This is a genomic window from Stenotrophomonas sp. Steno-C17 (assembly GCF_056393165.1).
Map to the genome: position 1 here is coordinate 51,797 of NZ_JBWJPD010000011.1, position 22,880 is coordinate 74,676.

19 protein-coding genes are annotated in these 22,880 nt (G+C 66.8%); 14 read left to right on the forward strand and 5 right to left on the reverse strand.

The genetic code is table 11. The annotated features are described in order from the left end of the window. Positions 1-44: 44 nt before the first annotated feature. The 8 genes from AC06FA_RS11695 to AC06FA_RS11730 all read left to right on the forward strand — a co-directional run bounded on the left by AC06FA_RS11695 (position 45) and on the right by AC06FA_RS11730 (position 11,081). Positions 45-530, forward strand: a complete 486-nt coding sequence (locus AC06FA_RS11695) for an N-acetyltransferase family protein (RefSeq protein ID WP_478068437.1) — start codon at positions 45-47, stop codon at positions 528-530. Positions 531-541: 11 nt separating this feature from the next. After that, positions 542-1,483 (forward strand): EF-P lysine aminoacylase EpmA, encoded by a 942-nt coding sequence (epmA, locus tag AC06FA_RS11700; protein ID WP_478068528.1) that lies wholly within the window; start codon positions 542-544, stop codon positions 1,481-1,483. Between the two features lie 198 nt (positions 1,484-1,681). Further along, positions 1,682-2,368, forward strand: coding sequence for a DUF3011 domain-containing protein (locus AC06FA_RS11705; protein ID WP_478068529.1), 687 nt, complete (start codon positions 1,682-1,684; stop codon positions 2,366-2,368). A 46-nt stretch (positions 2,369-2,414) separates the two neighbouring features. Beyond that, positions 2,415-3,479: an S-methyl-5-thioribose-1-phosphate isomerase gene (gene mtnA, locus AC06FA_RS11710; protein WP_478068438.1), complete on the forward strand. Its 1,065-nt coding sequence runs from the start codon at positions 2,415-2,417 to the stop codon at positions 3,477-3,479. Between the two features lie 225 nt (positions 3,480-3,704). Then, complete coding sequence (gene gyrA, locus AC06FA_RS11715; RefSeq protein ID WP_478068439.1) at positions 3,705-6,404, forward strand: DNA gyrase subunit A; 2,700 nt, start codon at positions 3,705-3,707, stop codon at positions 6,402-6,404. Positions 6,405-6,529: 125 nt separating this feature from the next. Continuing rightward, complete coding sequence (locus AC06FA_RS11720) at positions 6,530-9,058, forward strand: membrane-bound PQQ-dependent dehydrogenase, glucose/quinate/shikimate family (protein ID WP_478068440.1); 2,529 nt, start codon at positions 6,530-6,532, stop codon at positions 9,056-9,058. Between the two features lie 178 nt (positions 9,059-9,236). Then, positions 9,237-9,701, forward strand: coding sequence for an REP-associated tyrosine transposase (locus AC06FA_RS11725; RefSeq protein ID WP_478068441.1), 465 nt, complete (start codon positions 9,237-9,239; stop codon positions 9,699-9,701). A 294-nt stretch (positions 9,702-9,995) separates the two neighbouring features. Next, positions 9,996-11,081 (forward strand): lysozyme inhibitor LprI family protein, encoded by a 1,086-nt coding sequence (locus AC06FA_RS11730; protein WP_478068442.1) that lies wholly within the window; start codon positions 9,996-9,998, stop codon positions 11,079-11,081. A 45-nt stretch (positions 11,082-11,126) separates the two neighbouring features. Here AC06FA_RS11730 and AC06FA_RS11735 read toward each other — a convergent pair whose 3' ends face one another. Further along, on the reverse strand, positions 11,127-12,116 hold the full coding sequence (locus AC06FA_RS11735) for a zinc-dependent alcohol dehydrogenase family protein (protein ID WP_478068443.1): 990 nt from the start codon (positions 12,114-12,116) through the stop codon (positions 11,127-11,129). Positions 12,117-12,235: 119 nt separating this feature from the next. On the opposite strand from AC06FA_RS11735, the gene AC06FA_RS11740 reads away from it, so the two are divergent. Together AC06FA_RS11740 and AC06FA_RS11745 are read left to right on the forward strand one after the other, a co-directional pair. Next, positions 12,236-13,156, forward strand: a complete 921-nt coding sequence (locus tag AC06FA_RS11740; protein WP_478068444.1) for a LysR substrate-binding domain-containing protein — start codon at positions 12,236-12,238, stop codon at positions 13,154-13,156. A 34-nt stretch (positions 13,157-13,190) separates the two neighbouring features. Further along, the gene (locus tag AC06FA_RS11745; protein WP_478068445.1) at positions 13,191-14,609 is read left to right on the forward strand and encodes a serine hydrolase domain-containing protein; all 1,419 of its coding nucleotides are present in this window, start codon (positions 13,191-13,193) and stop codon (positions 14,607-14,609) included. Here AC06FA_RS11745 and AC06FA_RS11750 read toward each other — a convergent pair whose 3' ends face one another. From AC06FA_RS11750 to AC06FA_RS11765, 4 genes are all read right to left on the reverse strand, one after another. Continuing rightward, positions 14,610-15,761 carry an aldo/keto reductase gene (locus AC06FA_RS11750; protein ID WP_478068446.1) on the reverse strand — a complete coding sequence of 384 codons (1,152 nt, stop codon included), beginning with the start codon at positions 15,759-15,761 and terminating at the stop codon, positions 14,610-14,612. A 102-nt stretch (positions 15,762-15,863) separates the two neighbouring features. Beyond that, positions 15,864-16,259: a DUF3037 domain-containing protein gene (locus tag AC06FA_RS11755; protein WP_478068447.1), complete on the reverse strand. Its 396-nt coding sequence runs from the start codon at positions 16,257-16,259 to the stop codon at positions 15,864-15,866. Further along, the gene (locus AC06FA_RS11760; protein WP_478068448.1) at positions 16,237-17,013 is read right to left on the reverse strand and encodes a HipA family kinase; all 777 of its coding nucleotides are present in this window, start codon (positions 17,011-17,013) and stop codon (positions 16,237-16,239) included. The genes AC06FA_RS11755 and AC06FA_RS11760 overlap by 23 nt, the downstream gene beginning before the upstream one ends. 92 nt (positions 17,014-17,105) lie before the next feature. Beyond that, the gene (locus AC06FA_RS11765; protein ID WP_478068449.1) at positions 17,106-18,155 is read right to left on the reverse strand and encodes a hypothetical protein; all 1,050 of its coding nucleotides are present in this window, start codon (positions 18,153-18,155) and stop codon (positions 17,106-17,108) included. A 285-nt stretch (positions 18,156-18,440) separates the two neighbouring features. Here AC06FA_RS11765 and AC06FA_RS11770 point away from each other — a divergent pair, with 285 nt between their 5' ends. From AC06FA_RS11770 to AC06FA_RS11785, 4 genes are all read left to right on the forward strand, one after another. Beyond that, a complete protein-coding gene (locus AC06FA_RS11770; RefSeq protein ID WP_478068450.1) occupies positions 18,441-19,055 on the forward strand; it encodes a hypothetical protein in 615 nt (204 codons plus the stop codon). A gap of 303 nt (positions 19,056-19,358) precedes the next feature. Next, positions 19,359-19,688, forward strand: coding sequence for a hypothetical protein (locus AC06FA_RS11775; RefSeq protein ID WP_478068451.1), 330 nt, complete (start codon positions 19,359-19,361; stop codon positions 19,686-19,688). A 177-nt stretch (positions 19,689-19,865) separates the two neighbouring features. Continuing rightward, a complete protein-coding gene (locus AC06FA_RS11780; protein WP_478068452.1) occupies positions 19,866-22,328 on the forward strand; it encodes a S9 family peptidase in 2,463 nt (820 codons plus the stop codon). A gap of 95 nt (positions 22,329-22,423) precedes the next feature. Next, a complete protein-coding gene (locus AC06FA_RS11785) occupies positions 22,424-22,765 on the forward strand; it encodes a hypothetical protein (protein ID WP_478068453.1) in 342 nt (113 codons plus the stop codon). The last annotated feature ends 115 nt before the right edge of the window (positions 22,766-22,880 follow it).

Sequence of the window (22,880 nt, forward strand, 5' to 3'; positions counted from 1 at the left end):
CCGGGCGCCGCGCGCGCCCGGCCTGATGCAAGAGAGGACTACCGATGCAGATCGCCCCGCTGGACTTCCGCCTGGCCACCCGTGCCGATGAAGAGGCACTGATTGCCTTGATGCGCGACTTCTACGCCGAAGACAAGATCGAATTCGATGATGCCCGCGTTCGCCGCGGGGTCGATGCGCTGCTGGCCGACCCGCGCAATGGCGAGGTGCTGCTGTGGCTGGACGAGGCCGGCGAGGTGGTCGGCCACGCGGTGCTGGCGATGGGCTTCAGCCTGGAACAGGGCGGCCATTTCATGCTGCTGGACGAGCTCTACCTGAGCCACCGCGCGCGCGGTCGCGGCCGCGGCAAGCAGGCGCTGGCCATCTGTGAACAGCGTGCACGCGGGCGCGGCGTCACCCGCCTGCGGCTGGAAGTCAATCACCACAACGAACTGGCGCGTCGCCTGTACCTGGCCAGCGGTTACATCGATGACACCCGCAGCCTGCTGACCCTGCCGCTGGACCACCCGCGCGCCGAGGGCATCCTGTGAACCCGCAGCTGATGCGCGCGTTGCAGCAGCGTGCGGCGTTGAATGCGCTGGTGCGTCGCTTCTTTGCCGAACGCGATGTGCTGGAAGTGGAAACGCCGATCCTGTCGGTGGCGGGCAACACCGAGCCCAACATCGACAGTTTCCATACCGATTTCAGCGGCCATGTCGATGCCGGTGGCCGCCGCCGCTGGCTGCGCACCTCGCCCGAATATCCGCTCAAGCGTCTGCTGGCCGCTGGCGTGGGCGACTGTTATGAGCTGGGCCGGGTGTTCCGCAATGGCGAAGCCGGCGGCCGCCATAACCCGGAATTCACCATGCTGGAATGGTATCGGGTGGGCTGGGACCATCACCGCTTGATGCATGAAACCGCCGAACTGGTGCGCCAGGCGCTGGCGATGGTCGGTCGCAGCGCGTCCCTGCATGTGCTCAGCTATCGCGAGCTGTTCCAGCAGCATGCCGGCGTGGATCCCTTCGATGCCGACGAGGCCGGGCTGCGCGCGGCGCTGGGCGACGTGCACATCGATCCGGTTGGGCTGACCCGCGACGACTGGCTGGACCTGCTGATGACCCACCGCATCCAGCCGCACTTCGATGACGCGGTGATGACGGTGGTGCATGACTGGCCCGCCAGCCAGGCCGCGCTGGCCCGTGTCCGCGGCGGCATGCCGCCGCTGGCCGAACGCTTCGAGCTGTACCTGGGTACGGTGGAGCTGGCCAACGGCTACCACGAACTGAACGATGCCGATGAGCAGCGCGCGCGCTTCAACAGCGATCTGCAGCGCCGCCACGCGCGTGGGCAGGTACAGCCAGCGTTGGATGAAGCGCTGCTGCAGGCACTGCCGGGCCTGCCCGACTGCGCGGGCGTGGCGGTGGGCATGGACCGTCTGCTGATGGCGATGAACGGCACGCCGCGCATCGCCGATGTGCTGGCGTTCGACTTCGCCCATGCGTGAGGGCGAGGTGCGTGGGGCCTTCGCGCCGCCGCTGCAAGGCCTGAACGGAACGCGCACATTCCGCGCTTGATTCAGCAATGGCGATGATGCTCTTATCACGCCTGATGCCAGACACTGGCAGCGTGGTTATCGACTCGGTTGGGGAAGGCTTTGGTCAAGTGGTTGGCGGTCGTGGCGGCACCGGTGTACTCCATGGCGATGTGGGGCGCGGTCATGCCGTTGCCGGCGTCGGCGCAGACCGGCTATGACGGCCAGGTCATCACCTGTGAGTCGCGCGACATGGGCTGGGTGCACTGCGATCTGGATGTCAGCAATGGCGTTGACCTGGTGCGGCAGTTGTCCAGCAACAGCTGCATCCGCGGCAGCGAATGGGGCACCGACCGCAGTGGCGTGTGGGTGACCCTGGGCTGCCGGGCCGAGTTCCGCGCACGTCCGGGTGCCGATGCCGCTGCCAGCACGGCCGTCAGCGATGGCGGCAAGCGCCTGGTGCGCCGCGTGGTGCGCTGCGAATCCAGCGGTCGGCCGCAGAGCTGTCCGGTGCGGCTGGATGGGGCGCCGGTGCGGCTGCTGCGCCAGTTGTCCGTGTTGCCGTGCCGCGAAGGGCAGGGCTGGGGCTACAAGCGCAACGAGATCTGGACCAGCCGCGGTTGCCAGGGTGACTTCGAGGTGGCAGATGAACAGGGTCGCTTCGTCGACATGCCGCGGCGGCTGACCTGCGAATCCAAATCCAAGCGGCGGCGCTTCTGCGGGGCCAGCATCAGTGCCGGCGCGGTGGTCTCGCGGCAGATTTCCGGTACCGCCTGCGTGGAAGGGCAGACCTGGGGCTGGAACCGCAACGGGGTCTGGGTGGATGGCGGCTGCCGCGCCGAATTCTCGGTGAATTGACCGCCCGGCAGGGCCACGGGGCAGGGGCTGGCCCTACAATGGGCGCATGAACACTGCCCCCGATATCGACTACGCCCGCTACGACCATATCCGCCCGATCCTGTGGACCGGTGACGCGCTGCAGCTGCTGGACCAGCGCAAGCTGCCGTTCGTGGTGGAACATGTTGCCTGCCATGACAGCGACGAGGTCGCCGCTGCCATCCATGCCCTGACCGTGCGCGGCGCGCCGGCCATCGGTATCGCCGCCGCCTGGGGCGTGGTGCTGGCCGCGCGCGCGGTGCAGGCCGCTGACGGTGCACACGCCCTGCAGCAGCTGGAACCGGCGCTGCAGCGCCTGAACGCCTCGCGCCCGACCGCGGTGAACCTGGCCTGGGCGTTGGCCCGCATGCGCCGCGCGCTGGCCGCTGCCGGCGCCGACTGGAAAGCGGTGCTGGAAGCCGAAGCGCAGGCCATTGCCGAAGAAGACCTGGCCGCCAACCGCCACATGGGCGCGCTGGGCGCCGGCCTGATCGAAGCCGGCAGCGGCGTGCTGACCCACTGCAACACCGGCTCGCTGGCCACCGCCGGCTTCGGCACCGCGCTGGGCGTGATCCGTGCCGGCATGGCCCAGGACCGCATCGCCCGCGTGTTTGCTGGCGAAACCCGGCCGTGGCTGCAGGGCGCGCGCCTGACCGTGTGGGAACTGCAGCAGGACGGCATCGATGCCACCCTGATCGCCGATTCGGCGGCCTCGCACCTGATGAAGACCGGTGCGGTGCAGTGGGTGATCGTGGGCGCCGACCGCATCTGCGCCAATGGCGATACCGCCAACAAGATCGGCACCTACCAGCTGGCCATTGCCGCCCGCCACCACGGGGTGAAGTTCATGGTGGTGGCACCCTCGTCCACGGTGGACATGGATACCGTGGACGGCAGCCAGATCGAGATCGAGCAGCGCGACCCGGGCGAGCTGTACGGCGTGGGCGGCACCCGCACCGTGGCCGAGGGCATTGCCGCCTGGAACCCGGTATTCGACGTGACCCCGGGCGAGCTGATCGACGCCATCGTGACCGAGCGCGGGGTGATCCTGAACCCGACCGTGGAGAACATGCGGGCCGCCGTCGGCGGTTGACGGTCACGCGGGGTCAGAGCCCTTTCCCGCGGAAAGGGATCTGACCCCGGCCCCGGTCGTGCCGGCTACCCCCTAAGTTCCTGATTTGTGCCGGTAAAACCCCCGTAAACACGGGCGGAAAACGGCCCGTTGTGGTAGTATCGGCAGGTTGAATCGAGGTTCCGGCACGACCCCTCCCGCAGTGGGCTGCGCCGGACTGGACCGCTACCAGACAACGGAACCCGAATGGCAGAAACCGCCAAGGAAATCATCCAGGTCAACCTGGAAGACGAGATGCGCAAGAGCTACCTCGATTACGCCATGAGCGTGATCGTGGGGCGTGCGCTGCCCGATGCGCGCGATGGCCTCAAGCCCGTGCATCGCCGTGTGCTGTTCGCGATGAACGAACTGAACGCGCACAGCAACAAGCCTTACTTCAAGTCGGCGCGTATCGTCGGTGACGTGATCGGTAAGTACCACCCGCACGGCGATCAGTCGGTCTACGACACGCTGGTGCGCCTGGCACAGCCGTTCTCGCTGCGCTACATGCTGGTCGATGGCCAGGGTAACTTCGGTTCGATCGACGGCGACTCCGCCGCGGCGATGCGTTACACCGAAGCCCGCATGTCCCGCCTCGCCCACGAGCTGATGGCGGACATCGACAAGGAAACCGTCGATTTCCAGCCCAACTACGACGAAAAGGAACTGGAACCGACGGTCATGCCGACCCGGTTCCCGAACCTGCTGGTCAACGGTTCGGCCGGTATCGCGGTGGGCATGGCCACCAACATCCCGCCGCACAACCTGAGCGAATCGATCAATGCCTGCATCGCGCTGATCGACAACCCGGAAATCGATGTCGACGGCCTGATGGAGTACATCCCGGGCCCGGATTTCCCGACCGCTGGCATCATCAACGGCACCGCCGGCATCGTCGCCGGCTACCGCACTGGCCGTGGCCGCGTGCGCATCCGTGCCAAGGCCGATATCGAAGTGGCCGACAACGGCCGCGAATCGATCATCGTCACTGAAATTCCTTACCAGGTGAACAAGGCGCGTCTGATCGAAAAGATCGCCGAGCTGGTCAAGGAAAAGAAGATCGAAGGCATCAGCGAGCTGCGCGATGAGTCCGACAAGGACGGCATGCGCATCTACATCGAGATCAAGCGCGGTGAATCTGCCGAGGTTGTGCTGAACAACCTGTACCAGCAGACGCAGATGGAATCGGTGTTCGGCATCAACATGGTGGCGCTGGTCGATGGCCGCCCGCAGTTGATGAACCTCAAGCAGATGCTGGAGGCCTTCGTCCGCCACCGTCGCGAAGTGGTCACCCGCCGCACCGTGTTCGAGCTGCGCAAGGCGCGCGCCCGTGCCCACGTGCTGGAAGGCCTGACCGTGGCGCTGGCCAACATCGACGAGATGATCGAACTGATCAAGACCTCGCCGAACCCCAACGAAGCGCGCGAACGCATGCTCGCCCGCCTGTGGGAGCCGGGTCTGGTCGGTTCGATGCTGGGCGCCGCCGGTGCCGAAGCCTCGCGTCCGGAAGACCTGCCCAAGGGCGTGGGCCTGATCGAGGGCGGCTACCAGCTGACCGAGATCCAGGCCACCCAGATCCTGGAAATGCGCCTGCACCGCCTGACCGGGCTGGAGCAGGACCGCCTGACCGAGGAATACAAGCAGCTGCTGGAAGTGATCGCCGGGCTGATCCACATCCTGGAAGATCCCGACCGCCTGCTGCAGGTGATCCGCGAAGAGCTGATCAACGTGAAGGCCGAGTTCGGCGACGAGCGTCGTACCGAAATCCGCCACAGCGAAGAAGACCTGGACATCCTGGACCTGATCGCGCCGGAAGACGTGGTGGTCACCGTGTCCCACGCCGGTTACGTGAAGCGCCAGCCGGTCAGCGTCTACCGCGCGCAGCGCCGCGGTGGCCGTGGCCGCAGTGCCGCGGCGACCAAGGAAGAGGATTTCATCGAACAGCTGTGGCTGGTCAATACGCACGACACGCTGCTGACCTTCACCAGTTCGGGCAAGGTGTTCTGGCTGCCGGTGTACCAGCTGCCCGAAGCCGGTTCCAACGCGCGCGGCCGTCCGATCATCAACTGGATCCCGCTGGAGCCAGGCGAACGCGTGCAGGCCGTGCTGCCGGTGCGTGAGTACGCCGATGGCCAGTTCGTGTTCTTCGCCACGAAGAACGGCACGGTGAAGAAGACCCCGCTGAGCGAGTTCGCCTTCCGTCTGGCCCGCGGCAAGATCGCGATCAATCTGGATGAAGGCGATGCCCTGGTCGGCGTCGGCCTGACCGACGGCGAGCGTGACATCCTGCTGTTCGCCTCCAACGGCAAGACCGTGCGCTTCGGCGAAGACAAGGTCCGCTCGATGGGCCGTACCGCTACCGGCGTGCGCGGCATCAAGATGCCGGCCGGCGAGGAAGTGGTCAGCCTGATCGTGGCCGAAAGTGCCGGTGGCATCGAGGACGAAAACGAGGACGACAACGGTGTCGAGGAAACCGCCGCCACTGGCGATGCGGTGATCGACGGTGCCGACGACGCCAGCGTGCAGTACATCCTCACCGCTACCGAAAACGGCTATGGGAAGCGCACCCCGCTGCCGGATTACCCGCGCAAGGGTCGTGGCACGCAGGGCGTGATCGGCATCCAGACCACCGAGCGCAACGGCAAGCTGGTCGCCGCGGTGCTGATGGGGTCGGGCGATGAAGTGCTGCTGATCTCCGACGGCGGCACCCTGGTGCGTACCCGCGGTTCGGAGATCAGCCGCGTGGGCCGCAACACCCAGGGCGTGACCCTCATCCGTCTGTCCAAGGATGAGAAGCTGCAGGCGGTGGAGCGCATGGATGCCTCGATCGACGAGGACGAGGACGAGGTGGCCGCTGCCGCCCCGGCCGAAGTCGCCGCACCCAGCGAGGACGCGCCGCAGGCGTAAGCCCGCGTCGCAACGCCCTCTCGACAACGCCGGCCTCGTGCCGGCGTTGTTGTTTCCGGACTCACAGCACGCGCACTTCACGGCGACGATGGGATAACAGGCCATGCTGCCCCCGGAGATCAACGATGTCCGCCACGCCGCAGTCCGCCGCCCCCGTTGTGTCCCGCCACCCGTTGGTGACCGTGCTGGCCCTGCTGCTGGTCGTGCTGGGGCTGGTGATCGGTGGCCTGGGGGCGTGGCTGGGTCAGCTGGGTGGTTCCTGGTACTACGCCATTGCCGGCGTCGGCCTGCTCGCCAGTGGCATCCTGCTGTGGGGCAATCGACGCAGCGGCGCGCTGGTCTACGCGGTGCTGTTCGTCGGCACCCTGCTGTGGACCTGGTGGGAATCGGGCAGCGACTATTGGCGCTGGGTGCCGCGGCTGGGCATGGTGACCGCGCTGGGCATCGTGCTGGCCTTCGTGGCGCCCACCCTGCGCACGCCGGTGCCCAAGCGGTTGTCGCGCAGCGTGGGTGGCGTGCTGGTGCTGGTGTTCGTGGCCGCCTTCGCGCTGGCGTTCGCGCCGCACGGCGAAGTGGACGGCCAGCAGCCGTACCCCGAAGCTGCGGTCAGTGCCGGCCTTGACCCGACGCGTGACACCACCGGGCTGCAGCCAGCCGACCAACCCGCCGAAGAGGACTGGTCCGCATGGGGTCGCAGCAATGCGGCCACGCGTTTTTCGCCGCTGCAGCAGATCACCCCGCAGAACGTGGGCACGCTGCAACTGGCCTGGCAGTTCCGCACCGGCGACGTACCCCGCAAGCGCTGGGGCGCGGAGACCACGCCGCTGAAGATCGGCAACCGGCTGTACCTGTGCAGTGCGCGCAACCAGTTGATCGCGCTGGATGCAGCCAGCGGCAATGAAGTCTGGCGGTTCGATCCCAAAGTGCGTGACGCCTCCATTCCCTATACCGCCGCCTGCCGCGGCGTGGCGTATTACGAACAACCCAGCGCGCCCACGGTGGCCGATGCCGTGCTGGCCGATGTGGCCGCCGACCTGGCGCTGCCGGCGCCGCCGCCCACGCCGGTCAGCCGCACGGCCGCGGGCGGCAGCCGGCCGTTCTGCAGTGCCCGCATCATCGAAGGCACCCGGGATGGCCGCCTGATCGCCGTCGATGCGGACACCGGCCGACCCTGCGCCGCCTTCGGCAACAACGGCCAGGTGGACATCACGCTGGGCATGGGCGAGGTGCCGCCGGGCTATGTGTCCATCACCTCGCCACCGGCCATCGTGCGCGGCCTGGTCATCACCGGCCACCAGGTGCTGGACGGCCAGCGCCGCGATGCGCCGTCCGGGGTCATCCAGGCCTACGACGCAATGACCGGCAAGCTGCGCTGGGCCTGGGACATGGACCAGCCCGAGCGCAGCGGGCTGCCGCCCCGCGACCAGACCTACACCCGCGGCACACCCAACATGTGGACCACGGCCACCGGTGATGAGCAGCTGGGCCTGGTCTACCTGCCGATGGGCAATTCGGCCGGTGACTACTGGAGCGGTTCGCGCACCGAAAACCAGAACCGCTACGCCACCTCGCTGGTGGCCATGGACGTGACCACCGGCAAGCCCGCCTGGCACTTCCAGGCCGTGCGCAAGGATGTCTGGGATTACGACCTGGGATCGCAGGCCAGCCTGATCGATTACCCCACTGCAGCGGGCAAGGTGCCGGCGATCCTGCTGCCGACCAAGCAGGGCGACCTGTACATCCTGGACCGGCGCAATGGCCAGCTGCTGACACCGGCCGAAGAGCGGCCGGTGCCGCAGGGCGGGGTGGAACCGGAACAGCGCTCACCCACGCAGTTGTTCTCGCTGTACCACACGCTGCGCCGCGACCATGACCTGACCGAGCGTGACATGTGGGGGCTGACCCCCATCGACCAACTGGTCTGCCGCATCCAGTTCCGCAAAGCGCATTACGAAGGGTTCTATACGCCGCCCACCAGCGACCGCCATTCCATCGAATACCCCGGTTACAACGGCGGCTCGGATTGGGGCAGCGTGGCCATCGATACGCGGCGCGGCATCATCGTCGCCAACTACAACGACATGCCCAACTACAACCGGCTGGTGCCGCGCGCCGAGGCCGACCGCAAGGGCTGGCTGCCGCGCGAACAGATCCGCGCCGACAACAAGGGCGGTGCCGAAGGGGCGGGCGACCCGCAGGTAGGCACGCCGTATGCGATCGACGTCAATGCCGGTTGGCGCCTGCCGTTCACCGGCCTGCTGTGCAAGCAGCCGCCCTATGGCGGCATCCGCGCCATCGACCTGCGCAGTGGCAAGCTGCTGTGGGACCGCCCGTTCGGCAGTGCGCGCGGCAACGGCCCGTTCGGTATCCGTTCCGGTCTGCCGATCGAGATCGGCACGCCCAACAATGGTGGCGCCGTGGTGACCGCCAGCGGGCTGATCTTCATCGCCGCCGCCACCGATGATCTGCTGCGCGCCATCGACCTGAAGACCGGCAAGGAACTGTGGCATGCCAAGCTGCCGGCCGGCGGCCAGGCCAACCCGATGGTGTACGCGCAGGGCGGCCGCCAGTATGTGGTGATCGTCGCGGCCGGTCACCATTTCATGGAAACCCCGAAGGGCGATTACGTGATGGCGTACGCGTTGCCGCAGTAAACGAGCCCGGTAGAGTCGACCGTTGGTCGACTGCCTTTCGCGACCACCTGACGCCCGCGCTGCGCGCGATGGTCGACCAACGGTCGACTCTACCCACGCATGGCCACGGCACTCCCTGATCGATGAGACGGCACCTCTCCGATGCCGAAGATTGCCAACAACGGGCACGCTGGTTGACATGCCCAGTCCACAACTCCTCGTCGGCCGCCGCTCCGTCATCGGCAATGTGTACGCCATCACGATGATCTGCAGGGATCGTCGTCCCATCTTCGAAGATCCCGGCCACGCCCACATCGCAATGCAGGTGCTGGACGCATTGGACCATCAAGGCCTGACCACCTCGGTCGCGTGGGTGGTCATGCCCGACCACCTGCACTGGCTCGTGCAGCTGCGAGAAAAGTCACTCGGCTACTGCGTGCAGCGGTTCAAGGGACGCAGCAGTTTCCTGATCAACAGGCTGCGGGAGCGTGAGGGAGCCTTGTGGCATCCTGGCTACTACGACCATGCCATCCGCAGTGAGGCGTCACTGCGAAAACAGGCGCGCTACATCCTGGGCAATCCCGTGCGGGCGGGATTGGCAACCCGGCTGGGCGAGTATCCGTATGGATGGTGCCGCTGGCCGCTGGACAACGAGGCGGGGTAGAGTCGACCGTTGGTCGACTATCGCGCGCAGCGCGGTGTCAGGTGATCGCGAAAGGCAGTCGACCAACGGTCGACTCTACCGCGCAGCGCGGGTGTCAGGTGATCGCGAAAGGCAGTCGACCAACGGTCGACTCTACCGCGCAGCGCGGGTGTCAGGTAATCGCGAAAGGCAGTCGACAAACGGTCGACTCTACCGCGCAGCGTGGGGGTCAGGTGATCGCGAGAAGCAGTCGACCGTCGTTGCCGCTGGCGATCGGCTAGGATGGCCGCACGCCCCGTCTGCGAAGGAATCGCAATGTCCGTGCGCTGTCTTGCTGTCCGGCCCGTGGTGTCGGCTCTGTTGTTGTTCCTGTACATGGGGGCTGCACCCGCTGCGCAGCCGGCGGAGGCACGCAGGCTGCCCAGCGGCGCCCAGCTGCTGGCCGGCGATGCGCGCCACCTGAGTCCGGCCTATGCCCCCTGCATGGCCAGCGCCGATGCGCTGGACGCCCGCCGGCGCTGCGTCGACGCCGAGTTCAAGGTGCATGACGATGCGCTCAACGCGGCTTACCTTGCCGCGCGATCGGCGATGTCCAGCAGCGACCAGGGCGTGCTGCGCGCCCTGCAGCGGCAGTGGCTGGCCCAGCGTGACAGCCGTTGCCCGGACAGAGGCGATGCCGCCGACCCGCTGGATGCGCAGCAATGCCGCACGCACATGACGCTGCTGCGCGCCCGTCAGCTGCAGGGCAGCGGGGCGGCGGCACTGGTTGCCGAAGCGAAGGCAAACCCGCCCACCCACGCGCAGGTCGCCGCCCTTACCGCCGATGCCGCGCCCGATGACCACGGCACGATCACCCTGCAGCCCGGCCCGGGGGTGATGTCGCCCGCGTTGCAGGTGACGTTCAAGGTGGCCGATTGCAGCGGTACCGACAACGTGACCACCTGCCAGGTACAGGCCATGGACGTGACCCGCGACGGTCGCGCGGTGGCCGTGACCGGCGTGCAGCCGCGGCTGACCCGTGCCGGTGACGATGCGCGTGGCGCGGCGGCGGTGCTGTTGACCGTTGCGGATCTGAACGGAGACGGCGCGCCGGATCTGCAGGTCTGGCAGGACAACAACGGTGTCTACAACGTCCCCGTCTACGCGTTCTACCTGTTCGATACCCACGGCAACCGCTATGTGCGTGCCAGCGCACTGGAAGCGGCCATTGCTGGGCGGGACATCGACCGGATCGACAATGGCAGGTTCGTTCTGCGCGCCCAGGTCAGCCCCTGCGTGCGCGAGGACAAGGTCATCCAGTTGCGCGCAAGCCAGACGCGCACGTTGCTGGATCGCCGCTACGACACCTGCAAGGGCGAAGCACCCACGGAACGGGAGCTGTTGAACCCGGAACTGCCCTGACGAACCAGCATCCGTGCGCCGGCGGCAGGGCAGTCACAGCGCCGCTTAAAGCGTCACCACCACCTTGCCGATCTGCTCATTCGATTCAAGGTAACGGTGTGCGTCCTGGATCTGTTCGAACGGGAACACTCTGGCGATCTTCGGTGCCAGCGTGCCCTTGTCCAGACCCTCCACGATGAACGCCTTGGCGCGCGCCAGGGCAGCGTCGTCTGCAACGATCTCCGAGTACAGGTAGCCCTTCAGCGTCAGCGATTTGCCCAGCACGTTGAACAACGGGAATGGGGTGGGATCGCTGCTGAGCGCACCGTACTCCAGCAGGATGCCGCCACGGGCCATGGCCTCGGTCAGCGGTACGAACTGCGGACCGCCAATGGGGTCGAACACCACGCGCGCGCCTGCGCCGTGGGTGATACGCGCCACTTCTGCTGCCAGGTCCTGCGCCTCGGTGGCAATGACATGGGCGGCACCGGCGTCCAGCAGGGCCTGGCGCTTGCCAACGCCGCGGGTGACGGCGATCGGCGTTGCGCCCACCGCATTGGCGATCTGGATCGCGGCCAGGCCGACGCTGCTGCTGGCGGCGGTGATGATGACGAAATCGCCGGCGGCCAAATGTGCCTGCTCCAGCAATGCGCCCCAGGCGGTGACGTACTGCATCCAGACCGCGGAAGCCGCTTCGAAGCCCAGCGCAGGCGGATGCTTGACCACCAGCCGTGCCGGCACGTTGGCCAGCTCACCGTAGGTGCCCCAGCGGGCGATATCCAGCGGCGGCACCACGCTGACCGCATCGCCTGCGCTGAAACCGCTCACCGCGCTGCCCGCCGCTTCGACCACGCCGGCTGCTTCGTAGCCCAGCCGGCTGGGAAACTGCGCTTCCTGCAGATAGGCGCCGTTGCGGAACATCACCTCGGCGCGGTTCAGGCCAATGGCCTTCACCCGGATCTGGATCTCGTCGGCGGCGGGGGCGGGCACATCGATGTCCTCGATGCGCAGCACCTCGGCGGTGCCATAGTCGTGAATGCGGACAATCCTGCTCATGGGGGGCTCCAGAAATAGGGGAGGGCGCGCGAGCGCCTGGGAAGGCTGCCCACTGTGCGCGTGGTCGACTCGGCAGAGAAGGGGTAATCTGGGGTTTCATTGAAAAACAATTGTTTGCAATGGACCTTATCGCGCCGCTTCGAACCTTCGCCAAGGTGGCCGAGGCCGGCTCCTTCGCCGCAGCCGCCGAAGCGCTGGACCTTTCACCGCAGCTGGTGGGCAAGCACATCCAGGCGCTGGAACAGCACCTGGGCGTGCGCCTGCTCAATCGCACCACACGCAAGCAGAGCCTGACCGACTTTGGCCAGGCCTACCTGACGCGTGCCCGGATCATCCTGGAGGAGGTGGAGGGCGCCGAGCAGTTGGCCGAAGTTGCGCGCGGACGGCCGATGGGCCGGCTGCGCATCAGTGCGCCGGTCACCTTTGGCGTGCACGCGCTCGGTCCAGCAGTGGTGGCCTACATGCAGCAGTACCCGGACGTGCAGGTGGACCTGAACCTGTCCAACAGCCTGGTGGACATCGTCGATGAGGGCTATGACCTGGTGTTCCGTACCGGTGACCTGGTCGACAGCGGCTTGGTGGCGCGCAGGCTGGGGCCGTATCCGCTGGTGCTGTGTGCGGCACCCGGTTACCTTGCCTCGCGCCCGGTCATTGCCCATCCCAGCGATCTGAGCCGGCATGAGTGCCTGGGCTTTGCCCACTCGGTCATACGCACGCGCTGGAGCTTCCGCGGCGGCGACGACCACGTGCTGACCGTAGCGGTGTCCAGTCGTCTGCTGGTCAATCAGGCGGAACCGCTGTTGACCGCCGCGCTCGGCGGCCTGGGGCTGGTCCTGCAGCCCTATGAAATGCTGGCCCCTGCGTTGGCGCGCGGTGCACTGGTGGAGGTGTTGCCTGACTACGTGCCGGTGTCACCGTGGGTGAACCTGGTGTACCCGCGTGATCGACAGCTGACCCCCAAGCTGCGCAGTTTCCTGGATTTCTGCCTGGCGCGCTTCAGTCCGCAGAGCATGGCACGGCCGGGCCGCGCGATCGGCTAGGATGTGCTGACGCTCCGTTCGCGAAGGAATCGCCATGGCTGTGCGCTGTCGTTCCGCCCGCCTGCTGCAGCGGGTGCTGTGGGCTCCACTGCTTCTGGCCCTGGTCGCCGCGAACGCGACGCCACCGGCGCCCGATGCCCGAACCGCCGCCGATGACTGGCTGGCCGCGTTCAATGCCGGCAGCCTGCAGCAACTGCAGTCCTTTGCCCAGCGCTATGCCAAGACCGAAGGCAGCACCCCGCAGGACTATCTGGAATTCCGCGACTCCACCGGGCCGCTGAAGCTGTTGGAAGTGCGGCAGAGCACGCCGATGCAGACCACCCTGCTGGTGCTGGGCGAGCGCAGCGAGCGCGCGCTGCTGGTACATGCACGGATGGATCCGGCCCATCCGGCACAGCTGAAGCAGTTCCAGCTGGAAGGCACGCCCACGCCGGAGCAGTACCAGCCGGCCCGCGTTCCGCTGCCGCAGTTGATGGCCGATGCGCGTGCGAAGCTGGATGCGCTGGCGGCCCAGGATGCGCTGTCGGGCAGCGTGCTGGTCGCGCAGAACGGGCGCGTGCTGCTGGACTGGACGGGCGGTATGGCCGACCGTGCCGCGAAGACGCCGGTGGCGGCGCAGACCCGCTTCCGGCTGGCGTCGTCCAACAAGATGTTCACCGCGGTGGCCATCCTGCAGCTGGTGCAGGCCGGCAAGCTTGGTCTGGACGATACGGTCGGCAAACACCTGCCGGACTACCCCAACACGACCGTCGCAGAATCGGTGACCGTGCGGCAGCTGCTGAACCACACCAGCGGCCTGGGCGATTTCTTCGCGGATGATTTCGAACAGTACTCCGCATCATTGAAGACGCTGGACGACTACGTGCAGCGCTTCGCCAAGGATGCGCCGCAGTTCACCCCGGGCAGCCAGGACAGCTATTCCAACTACGGGTTCATCGTGCTCGGGCGCCTGATCGAGGCGGTGTCCGGCCAGTCTTACTACGATTATGTGGATGCGCACATCCTGCGCCCGACCGGCATGACCGGCACCGGCTTCGAGCCGGAATCGGTAGAAGTGCCGCAGCGTGCCGTTGCCTACACCCGGGTGCAGGGGCAGTGGGCGCGCGAAACGAAGACGCTGCCCTGGCGTGGCATGTCCGCCGGCGGCGGCTACAGCACCGCCGCCGACCTGCTGAAATTCTGCGAGGCGCTGCGCAGCGGCGCACTGGTCGCGCCGGAGCTGCTGCAGCAGGCCACACGCGCACAGAACCACAAGGGCTGGTACGGCTATGGGTTCGTGGTGCAGGGGCAGGACCGCCAGCGCCAGTACGGGCACGAAGGCGGCGCGCCGGGGTCGAACAGTGCCATCGTGGTGCTGCCCGAGCAGGGTTATGTGGTGATCGGGCTGGCCAACGTCGATCCGGACGCGGTGGGCAATGTGGTCAACTACATCGCCCGGCGCCTGCCGCTTTGATCAACGCTTGCCGGGCACCGGCGCATCGGCGGCAATCAGTTTTTCCTGCTTCAGCTCGGCCCAGAAATCGGCGGGAATGGCGATGGCCATCGAGGCGACGTTCGCCTGCACCTGCTCGGCGCTGCGCGCACCGGGAATGATCGAGGACACCACCTCGGGTGCATCGGCGAACTGCAGGGCCGCGGTGCGCAGGTCGATGCCGTGGCGTTCGCAGATGGCGGCGATGCGTGCACGTTTGGCCGGTGCCCACTCGGGAACCGGACTGCCGTACAGGTAGCGCTCGCGGCCGGTCAGATAGCCGGCCAGCAGGGGAGAGCCGACCATCACCGACACGCCTTTCTCGGCAAGCTTCGGGAAGGTGTCGTGCAGGGTGGCTTCGTGGTCCAGCAGCGAGTACTGGCAGGCCAGCAGCATGATGTCCGGATCGGCTTCGGCCACCGCGCGCAACGCGGGCTGCGGCCGGTTCACCCCGAAGCCCCAGGCCTTGATCAGGCCTTCCTCGCGCATCCGCGTCAGCTCGGGCATGGCGCCCTTCAGGGCCTCGGCGAAGCGTTGTTCCCAGGGCATGCCCAGGTCGGTGTTCTCGGGCGAAAGATCATGGATCAGCACGATATCCAGCTGCGCCACGCCCAGCCGGTTCAGGCTGTCTTCCACCGAACGCCGCGTGCCGGCCGCGGAATAGTCGTAGGCGTAGCGGAACGGGGCCGGGTCGTGCCAGTTGGTTTTCTGCAACGGCCCGGCGGTGCCGGTCAGCAGGCGCCCGGTCTTGCTGGACAGCGTGTACTGGTCCGGCGCATGGGTATGCAGCTCGCGGCCCATGCGCCGCTCGCTCAGGCCCAGCCCGTACCACGGCGAGGTGTCGAACGTGCGGATGCCAGCGGCCCACGCGGCGGCCATGGTGGCCTGCGCGGCCGCATCGGTGGTGGGTGCCAGGCTGCCGCCCAGCGGCGCCCCGCCCAAGCCCAGGCGGGTCTGCGGGCGGTAACGGCCACCCGCGTGCGGTGCGTTGCGGGCCAACGTGGCCCCGGGGCGCGGTGTGCCGCGGGTCGGCAGCACGCTGCCCGGCGCAGGCGATTGCGCGAACAGCGGTGCAGTGGCCGAGAGCGCGGCCGCCGCAGCGGCCAGGGAAAGGAAGCGGCGTCGTGAGGTCACGTCAGTCTCCTGTGCGGAAGGCGGGCGGGTGTCTCGCAGAGCCGGTTCACTGTACCGCGCAGGTGTGTCGGGCGCGTTCACGCGCGGCGCCCGTTCGCTTGCTCAGCGCTGCGGCACCCGCACCATCCTGTTCATCAGGTGCTCCACCACGCCGGCCGGTTCGGCGCTGCGGCCCACGTGCGTGCTGGACATCTGCACGATGGAGCTGCGCTTGGCGGTGAGGAAATGGAAACGCGCGCGCGCGGGCAGCTGCGCGATCGGGCCCGCATTGGCGTCGCCGCGGCAGATCGCCACGATGGCGTCCAGCCACGGCTGCAACGCGTCCTGGTCAAGCGCAGGCGCGAACGCATGCAGCCGCGCCGCGTCGATCTCGATGGCCGCTTCAAGATGGCGTGCGCCGGGGCAGGAGACGATCACCCCGACGTTGATGAACTCTTCGCGTTCCACCCGCGGTACCACGCGGATGACCGCATAGTCATACGTGTGCAGCGTGGGCACGGATGGCCTCCTGCACGAACACAGCACGTACCTTCAGGCGGTGCTTGAGATAGTTGATGTAGCCCTGGCGATACGCCTGCGGGCTGTCGAAGGCCGGCTCGTTGACCAGCCAGCTGTCCGGTACCAGGCCGACGATGCGCTCGATTTCCGCATCGGGAAGGCGCGCGGCCAGTTCGGCATCCACCTCGGCGATGCGGCTGGCGAAGGACAGCAGCACGTGGTCGCGGATCAGTGTGAACGGCTTCTCGCACGCATCGGCGGCGTTGTCCCAGTCGTGATGAAAGTACATCGCCGCACCGTGGTCGATCAGGTACAGCTTGCGGTGCCAGACCATCAGGTTGGGGTTGCGCGTGGTGCGGTCCACATTGCTGGTGAAGGCATCGAACCAGACGATGCGCGAGGCCAGGTCGGCATCGACCGGCATGGCCGCCGGATCGTAGTTGATCGCGCCGGGCAGGTAGTCCAGGCCCAGGTTCAGGCCTTCGCTGGCGCGGATCAGGTCCTGGATCTCCGGGTCCGGTTCGGTGCGGGCGAATTCGCTGTCCAGCTCCACGAACAGGATTTCCGGAATCGGCAGGCCCACGCTGCGGGCCATCTCGCCGGCAATCAGCTCGGCGATCAGGGCCTTGGGCCCCTGGCCGGCGCCGCGGAACTTGAGCACGGCCATGCCGTCGTCGTCGGTCTCGACCACGGCGGGCAGGGAACCCCCTTCGCGGAGTGGGGTGATGTAACGGAGGGCATGGACGGTGCGCATGTGCGCATTCTAGCGTGGCGTGCGCAGGGAGCGCCGGAGGATCGTCCGCTGTGCCGGTGCCCGGCAGCCTCGGAGGGGCCGCCGACCGCCTTCTATTGCACGCTCACCAGGCGAACGCAGTCGTGCACTGCCTGGCCATTGGCTGCAGCGTGTTCCGGGACCGTGTCCACCTTGATGCTCAGCTGCGCGCGCGCAAAGCGGTGGTAGATGGTCCGGCCGTGCTCGCCGCGCACCGTTTCCCGGGCAAAACCCACCGCATGAAGCGCCATTGCGAAGCGGTTGAAATCCACCTGGCAGATGGCGGTGGCCTGCGCCTTCTGCTGTGGACCGGTGTCGATGAAGTTCAGATCCAGTCGCGCGTCCGGCGTGCCAGCCTGTTTTACTTCCAGGCCGTAGCTCCACTCTGAAGTGAGCGCGCCACCGTAGCCGAAGTGACCGGGTGCGAAGGTGCGGGCGGGCTCGCGCACTGCGGCGGATACGCGCTCGAGGGTCAGGTCGCTTGCGGAGGTTGTGGCCTGGATCAGGTCGAGCAGACGCAACAGCAACTGCTCGGCGCCCAGTGGTGTGCTGGGCAGGTTATCCGAGGCCGTTGCGACCGCGGTGCCAGGACCTTGCGCTGTCGGCGCGGTGCTCGCCTTGATGGTCATCCCGCGAATGCAACGCTTGCCTTTGGATTCCTGGGTGCCTGATGTTCCTATCGTATCAACGGATATATCTATTCCAGGCTTTGCAAATGCTTCAGACACCGGCCTCCCGTGCTCGCCATGGACGGTGGCATTCGAGAATCCCGACTGGACAAGTTCCGAGGAGGCCTGCTCAAAATCCATTGCGCAGATTGCTTCCGTGCTGGCAGACCTTGAGGGTGTCGAATCAAAGAAATCGAGGTCCAGGCGCTTGCCCGTCCTTTCATTTCCGGAAAGCTCCAGTGCGAACGTCCAGTCCGATCCGAGGTTGTCGCTGTAGCCAACGCGGCCATCGCCGAGATCTTCCGCGGGCGCGCCGAACATGGATGCAAGCGTTTCTCTGTCTATTTCATTCGGGGATGAAACGCTGGCGGCAAGTTCTACAACCCTTCTCAACAGCTGATCAGCGGCCAGTAGAGATTGCGCCATGGGCGCGGTGGGCGCAGTGGCGCTAGCCATCCTTGCTGGGTTCTTGCTTTCGTGCGCTTCTGAATAGTGGCTGCAAGAGCTTGAGAGCATGACCAGAATCACCGCGCAGAGGCGTACGGGTTGCCGTCTAACAGTCATGATTCCGGTCTCTCTGAGGGAGCTTTTCTGAGCATTGCGCGTTGCCGTTGAAGAGGCAATGAGCGATCGTTTGCTTCTGTGCATGACGATGGTTGATCGATGCGATGTGCGCAGTTTACGTTTAAGCCCCCCCGCCGCGACGGGCGTACGCGGTTGGCAACGGAATGGAGCAATGCGATGGCGTGGGGTGTTGACGAAATCTATCTGGCTGCGACAGAGCGGGCAATGGCTTGGGCTGCGTCATCGTCGTTCGCGCACCTGGCATACGTGGTGAAGGACCCGGTTGCATCGTTTTGGGCGCAGGACTTGCATCGCCACGAAGTTGGCAAGTCGGGCCTGCTGGTGCTCCGCGGTGTGGGCAGTCCGGAGGGGAGTCAGTCCGGGCGCACGCCGGGTGCGGTGCACTGGACCGGGCTGCTGCCGGATGCAGGCGCGGCGCCGGCCGATGCAACTGTCGGCGAGCAGCTCCAGGCCTATATCACGCAGGTGGACATGCGCGGCCTGGATGCGCCGGATACCTTCCGTATGTGGTTGCGCGATCTGTCGCACCGCCTGCAGCAGCCGGTGATGTTCTACACCGCATCAACGTTCGGTGGGTCATACGACTACGACTATGCGCTGACCTACACGCCGCAGGAGCGTCTGCATGCAACGCGTTTCGACGGCCTGCGTCCCTGCAGCCCAACGGCGCTGCAGTCAGGCCTCGCGTGCCTGTCGATCACGCTGCCAACTTCCTTTTTCGCGCTGCACGAGCGCGCTTTCGACTGGCCGTCGCGGGCGTTGCTGCGCTGAGCGAGCAGAGTCGGCTGTTGCTGCCGGAGTGACCACGGCCGTATGAATGCGGGGGGCTTCAGCTGTGCTTCCTGCAGTGGGTGAACGTACCAGAGGTCGCGCAGCGTCGGCGCTGAACGTAACGGCTGCTGTCTGCCAGTACCCGTGTCCCTGCATTGGACCCGATCTTCACTTCCCCCTGCCGCAGCCAATGGCAGCATCCAGCCGTGGGGAGACTGAACCGGCCAGGATGGCCGTGGTGTACGCAAGCTGCCATCCTTCAAGCGTTTCCACGATGTACTTGCAGGCTTTGGAGGTGCACCGATGAGCGACCAATCCATTCCCATGCTGCCGCCGCTGGACAACGCCAAGGCGGAGCAGATGATCGGCAAGGTGGTGCTGGTCGGCATCACCCGTTATGGCGGTGATGGCCAGATGCGCGATCAGCAGCAGTATTCAGGCACCGTGCTGCGCATCAGCGCCGAAGAGGGCGTGGTGCTGGCCGACGAGGACGATGGTCACGAGCATTATCTGCCGCCGATGCTGGACCAGTACCGGCCGGCCGAGCCAGGCGAATACCAGCTGCGCACCGGGGGCGCCATCGTGGTGGACCCCGATTACCTGACCACCTGGGATCTGCACGCCCAGCAGTAGAACACCGACTGTCTTTCGCCGGGCATGGCCCGGCGCTACCGGAGGTTGCCGACGCCCGTGGTAGCGCCGGGCCATGCCCGGCGTGCATTGCTTCCGGCCCATGGACGGCCGGGACAGGGGTGCTAGATTCGATGCATGCCCGTAGTGCGGGCACCGGATCGAACCCAGGGGTTGAGGATGCTCATTCGTCGTACGTCACTGGCAGCGGCCGTCGCCGTTGCTTCCTTCGGCCTGTTGGCCGCCGGCCCGGCCCTTGCCGATTACGCAAAGCCGCCGGAACAGCTGCTCAAGGTGCTGAAGGCGCCGCCGCCGCCGGTTCCCAGCATGGACCCCAGCGGCCAGCGCCTGTTGCTGACCACCGCGCAGACCTATCCCTCCATCTCCCGGGTGGCCCAGCCGTACCTGAAGCTGGCCGGTGTGCGCCTGGAGCCGAAGAACCGCAGCCGCCATGACACCCCCGGTGGTTACGGCATTCCGGCCTGCGTGGCCGACTTCAGCGTGGTGGAGATTGCCAGCGGCAAGACCACTCCGGTGACGCTGCCGCAGGGCTGTGCCGGTGGCGCGCAGTGGTCGGCCGACGGCCGTCACTTCGCGTTCCAGAATGCGGTGGCCGACAGCGTGCAGCTGTGGGTGGGCGATGCCGCCACCGGCCAGGTCAAGCAGGTGCCGGGCGTGCAGTTGAACCCGATCTTCGGCAGCACCGTGCAGTGGCTGGCGGGCAGCAACAGCCTGCTGGTGAAGCTGGTGCCGGCCAACCAGGGCGCCGCGCCGTCCAACGGCGGCGTGCCGACCGGCCCGGATGCACAGGAATCGCTGGGCAGCAGCGGCGAGAGCAGCACCTACGAAGCGCGCGATACGCTGACTAGCGTGCACGATGAAAAGCTGTTCGCCTACTACGGCGCATCGCAGTTGGCGGTGGTCGATACCGCCAGCGGCCAGGTGCGCCCGGTGGGCAGCGCCGCGATCTTCAACGACGTCAGCGCGGCGCCCGATGGCGTGCACGTGCTGACCGAATCGATCAAGGCGCCGTTCTCACACGCGGTCACCTACCAGCGCTTCGCCAACGATGTGGCGGTGCTGGATATCGCCACCGGCAAGAGCACGGCCATTGCCAGCCTGCCGCTGGCCGACCGCGTGCCGGTGCACGGCGTGCCCGAAGGCCCGCGTGGTTTCGACTGGCGCTCCACCGATCCGGCCACCCTGGTCTATGCCGAAGCGCTGGACAAGGGCGACTGGAAGGTGACCGTGCCGCACCGCGACCGCGTGCTGATGCTGAAGGCGCCGTTCAACGGCAAGCCGGTGGAAATCGCCCGTACCGCGCAGCGTTTTGAAGGCCTGGCCTGGTCGGCCGACCCGGCGGTGTCGTTCCTGTTCGAGAACGACGAGAACCGGCACTGGGTGCAGACCCGCATCGTCGATGTCGACCAGCCGAAGAAGGAAGGTCGCCTGCTGTGGGACATGTCCAGCGATGAGCTGTACGGCGATCCCGGCAACCTGGTGTCCAAGCGCCTGCCCAACGGTGCGGCCGTGGTGCGCCAGGACGGCAATTTCGTGTTCCTGCGCGGGCAGGGGGCTTCACCGCAGGGTGACCGCCCGTTCCTGGACCGCCTGGACCTGGGCTCGCTGAAGAGCGAGCGCCTGTTCCGCAGCGATGCCGATGCCTACGAGCAGTTCCTCGGCTTCAGCAACACGCCCGGCCGCTACCTGACCTGGCACCAGTCGGTGATGGACCCGCCGAATGCGTTCGTGCGCCAGCAGGGTGAGGCCGTGGCCGCTGCAAAGGACGGCGAGGCGCAGTTCGCCTCCACCGCCACCGCGCTGACCACGCTGACCGACCCGACCCCGGAAGTGCGGCAGATCAAAAAGCAGCTGGTGACCTACAAGCGCGCCGATGGCGTGGATCTGTCCTTCACCCTGTACACCCCGCCGGGCTACAAGGAAGGCCAGCGCGTGCCGGCCATCCTGTATGCCTATCCGGCCGACTTTGCCAACGCCGCGCAGGCGGGCCAGGTGTCCGGTTCGCAGCAGACCTTCACCCGCCTGCAGCCGTACCGGCTGATGCTGCTGGCCGGCTACGCGATCATCGACAACGCTTCGTTCCCCATCGTGGGCGATCCGAAGACCGCCTATGACACCTACCTGGAGCAGCTGGAAGCCGATGCCAAGGCGGCGGTGGACAAGGCCGTGGACATGGGCGTGGTCGACCGCAATCGCATCGGCGTGACTGGCCACAGCCACGGCGGCCTGATGACCGCCAACCTGATTGCGCACACCAACCTGTTCAAGGCCGGCGTGGCGACCAGTGGCTCGTACAACAAGACCTTTACCCCGTTCGGCTTCCAGAACGAGCGGCGCTCGGTGTGGCAGGCGCAGGACGTGTACCTGAAGGCGTCGCCGTTCTTCTACGCCGACAAGATCAAGCTGCCGCTGCTGCTGGTGCATGGCGAGGACGATGCCAACCCCGGTACCGAGCCGTTCCAGTCGCGCAAGCTGTACCAGGCGATCCGTGGCAATGGCGGTACCACCCGCCTGGTGATGCTGCCCAACGAGCCGCACTGGTACACCGCGCTGGAATCGAACGAGCAGCTGGTCTCGGAAATGCTCAACTGGTTCGACACCTACGTGAAAAACGCCCGGTAACGTCGAGCTCACTCGACTGCCCTTGTAGAGTCGAGCCATGCTCGACTGCCGTAAACAGGGCCGCCCCAGGGCGGCCCTTCCTGCCACGGACACTCATGACAAAGGCTGTACGGGAACTCTCAGGATGGGGATGGCTGCTGATCGGCCTGTTGTCCAGCGGCACCGCTGCCGTGGGCTGCACCGTGCTGGGTCGGTTTGCGCTACCGCAGTTCGTTGAGCGGTTCGCCGAAGCGGGCCAGCCGCTGCCGCTGATCACCCAGCTGTTCGCCAGCAGTTACGGGCTGGCCTGGCTGGGTCCGCCGCTGGTGGTTGCTGCCTGGGTGGCAGGGCGTGCGCGGCTGTCGGCGTTGATCGGCAGCGTGGCGGTGATGCTGGCAACTCCGCTCGCCATGTTTGCCGCCTACCTGCCGTTGTTCAAGCTGGGCACGTTGTACTGATCGGCGCGCGGCCCGATGGCCGCGAGCGTGACCGGATACCGTCAACCATGACCTACGGCCCGTCGCAGGCCGCTCAGGGCGTACTACCCTCGGTGATTCAAGGCGCGTGCGTGCC

Coding starts and splice junctions, on each gene's coding strand:
- gyrA (WP_478068439.1), top strand. CDS start 3,705: ATGGCAGAAACCGCCAAGGAAATCATCCAGGTCAACCTGGAAGACGAG.
- AC06FA_RS11705 (WP_478068529.1), top strand. CDS start 1,682: ATGTGGGGCGCGGTCATGCCGTTGCCGGCGTCGGCGCAGACCGGCTAT.
- AC06FA_RS11720 (WP_478068440.1), top strand. CDS start 6,530: ATGTCCGCCACGCCGCAGTCCGCCGCCCCCGTTGTGTCCCGCCACCCG.
- AC06FA_RS11770 (WP_478068450.1), top strand. CDS start 18,441: ATGGCGTGGGGTGTTGACGAAATCTATCTGGCTGCGACAGAGCGGGCA.
- AC06FA_RS11735 (WP_478068443.1), bottom strand. CDS start 12,116: ATGAGCAGGATTGTCCGCATTCACGACTATGGCACCGCCGAGGTGCTG.
- AC06FA_RS11740 (WP_478068444.1), top strand. CDS start 12,236: ATGGACCTTATCGCGCCGCTTCGAACCTTCGCCAAGGTGGCCGAGGCC.
- AC06FA_RS11730 (WP_478068442.1), top strand. CDS start 9,996: ATGTCCGTGCGCTGTCTTGCTGTCCGGCCCGTGGTGTCGGCTCTGTTG.
- AC06FA_RS11695 (WP_478068437.1), top strand. CDS start 45: ATGCAGATCGCCCCGCTGGACTTCCGCCTGGCCACCCGTGCCGATGAA.
- AC06FA_RS11760 (WP_478068448.1), bottom strand. CDS start 17,013: ATGCGCACCGTCCATGCCCTCCGTTACATCACCCCACTCCGCGAAGGG.
- AC06FA_RS11725 (WP_478068441.1), top strand. CDS start 9,237: ATGCCCAGTCCACAACTCCTCGTCGGCCGCCGCTCCGTCATCGGCAAT.
- AC06FA_RS11765 (WP_478068449.1), bottom strand. CDS start 18,155: ATGGCTAGCGCCACTGCGCCCACCGCGCCCATGGCGCAATCTCTACTG.
- epmA (WP_478068528.1), top strand. CDS start 542: ATGCGCGCGTTGCAGCAGCGTGCGGCGTTGAATGCGCTGGTGCGTCGC.
- AC06FA_RS11775 (WP_478068451.1), top strand. CDS start 19,359: ATGAGCGACCAATCCATTCCCATGCTGCCGCCGCTGGACAACGCCAAG.
- AC06FA_RS11785 (WP_478068453.1), top strand. CDS start 22,424: ATGACAAAGGCTGTACGGGAACTCTCAGGATGGGGATGGCTGCTGATC.
- AC06FA_RS11745 (WP_478068445.1), top strand. CDS start 13,191: ATGGCTGTGCGCTGTCGTTCCGCCCGCCTGCTGCAGCGGGTGCTGTGG.
- mtnA (WP_478068438.1), top strand. CDS start 2,415: ATGAACACTGCCCCCGATATCGACTACGCCCGCTACGACCATATCCGC.
- AC06FA_RS11780 (WP_478068452.1), top strand. CDS start 19,866: ATGCTCATTCGTCGTACGTCACTGGCAGCGGCCGTCGCCGTTGCTTCC.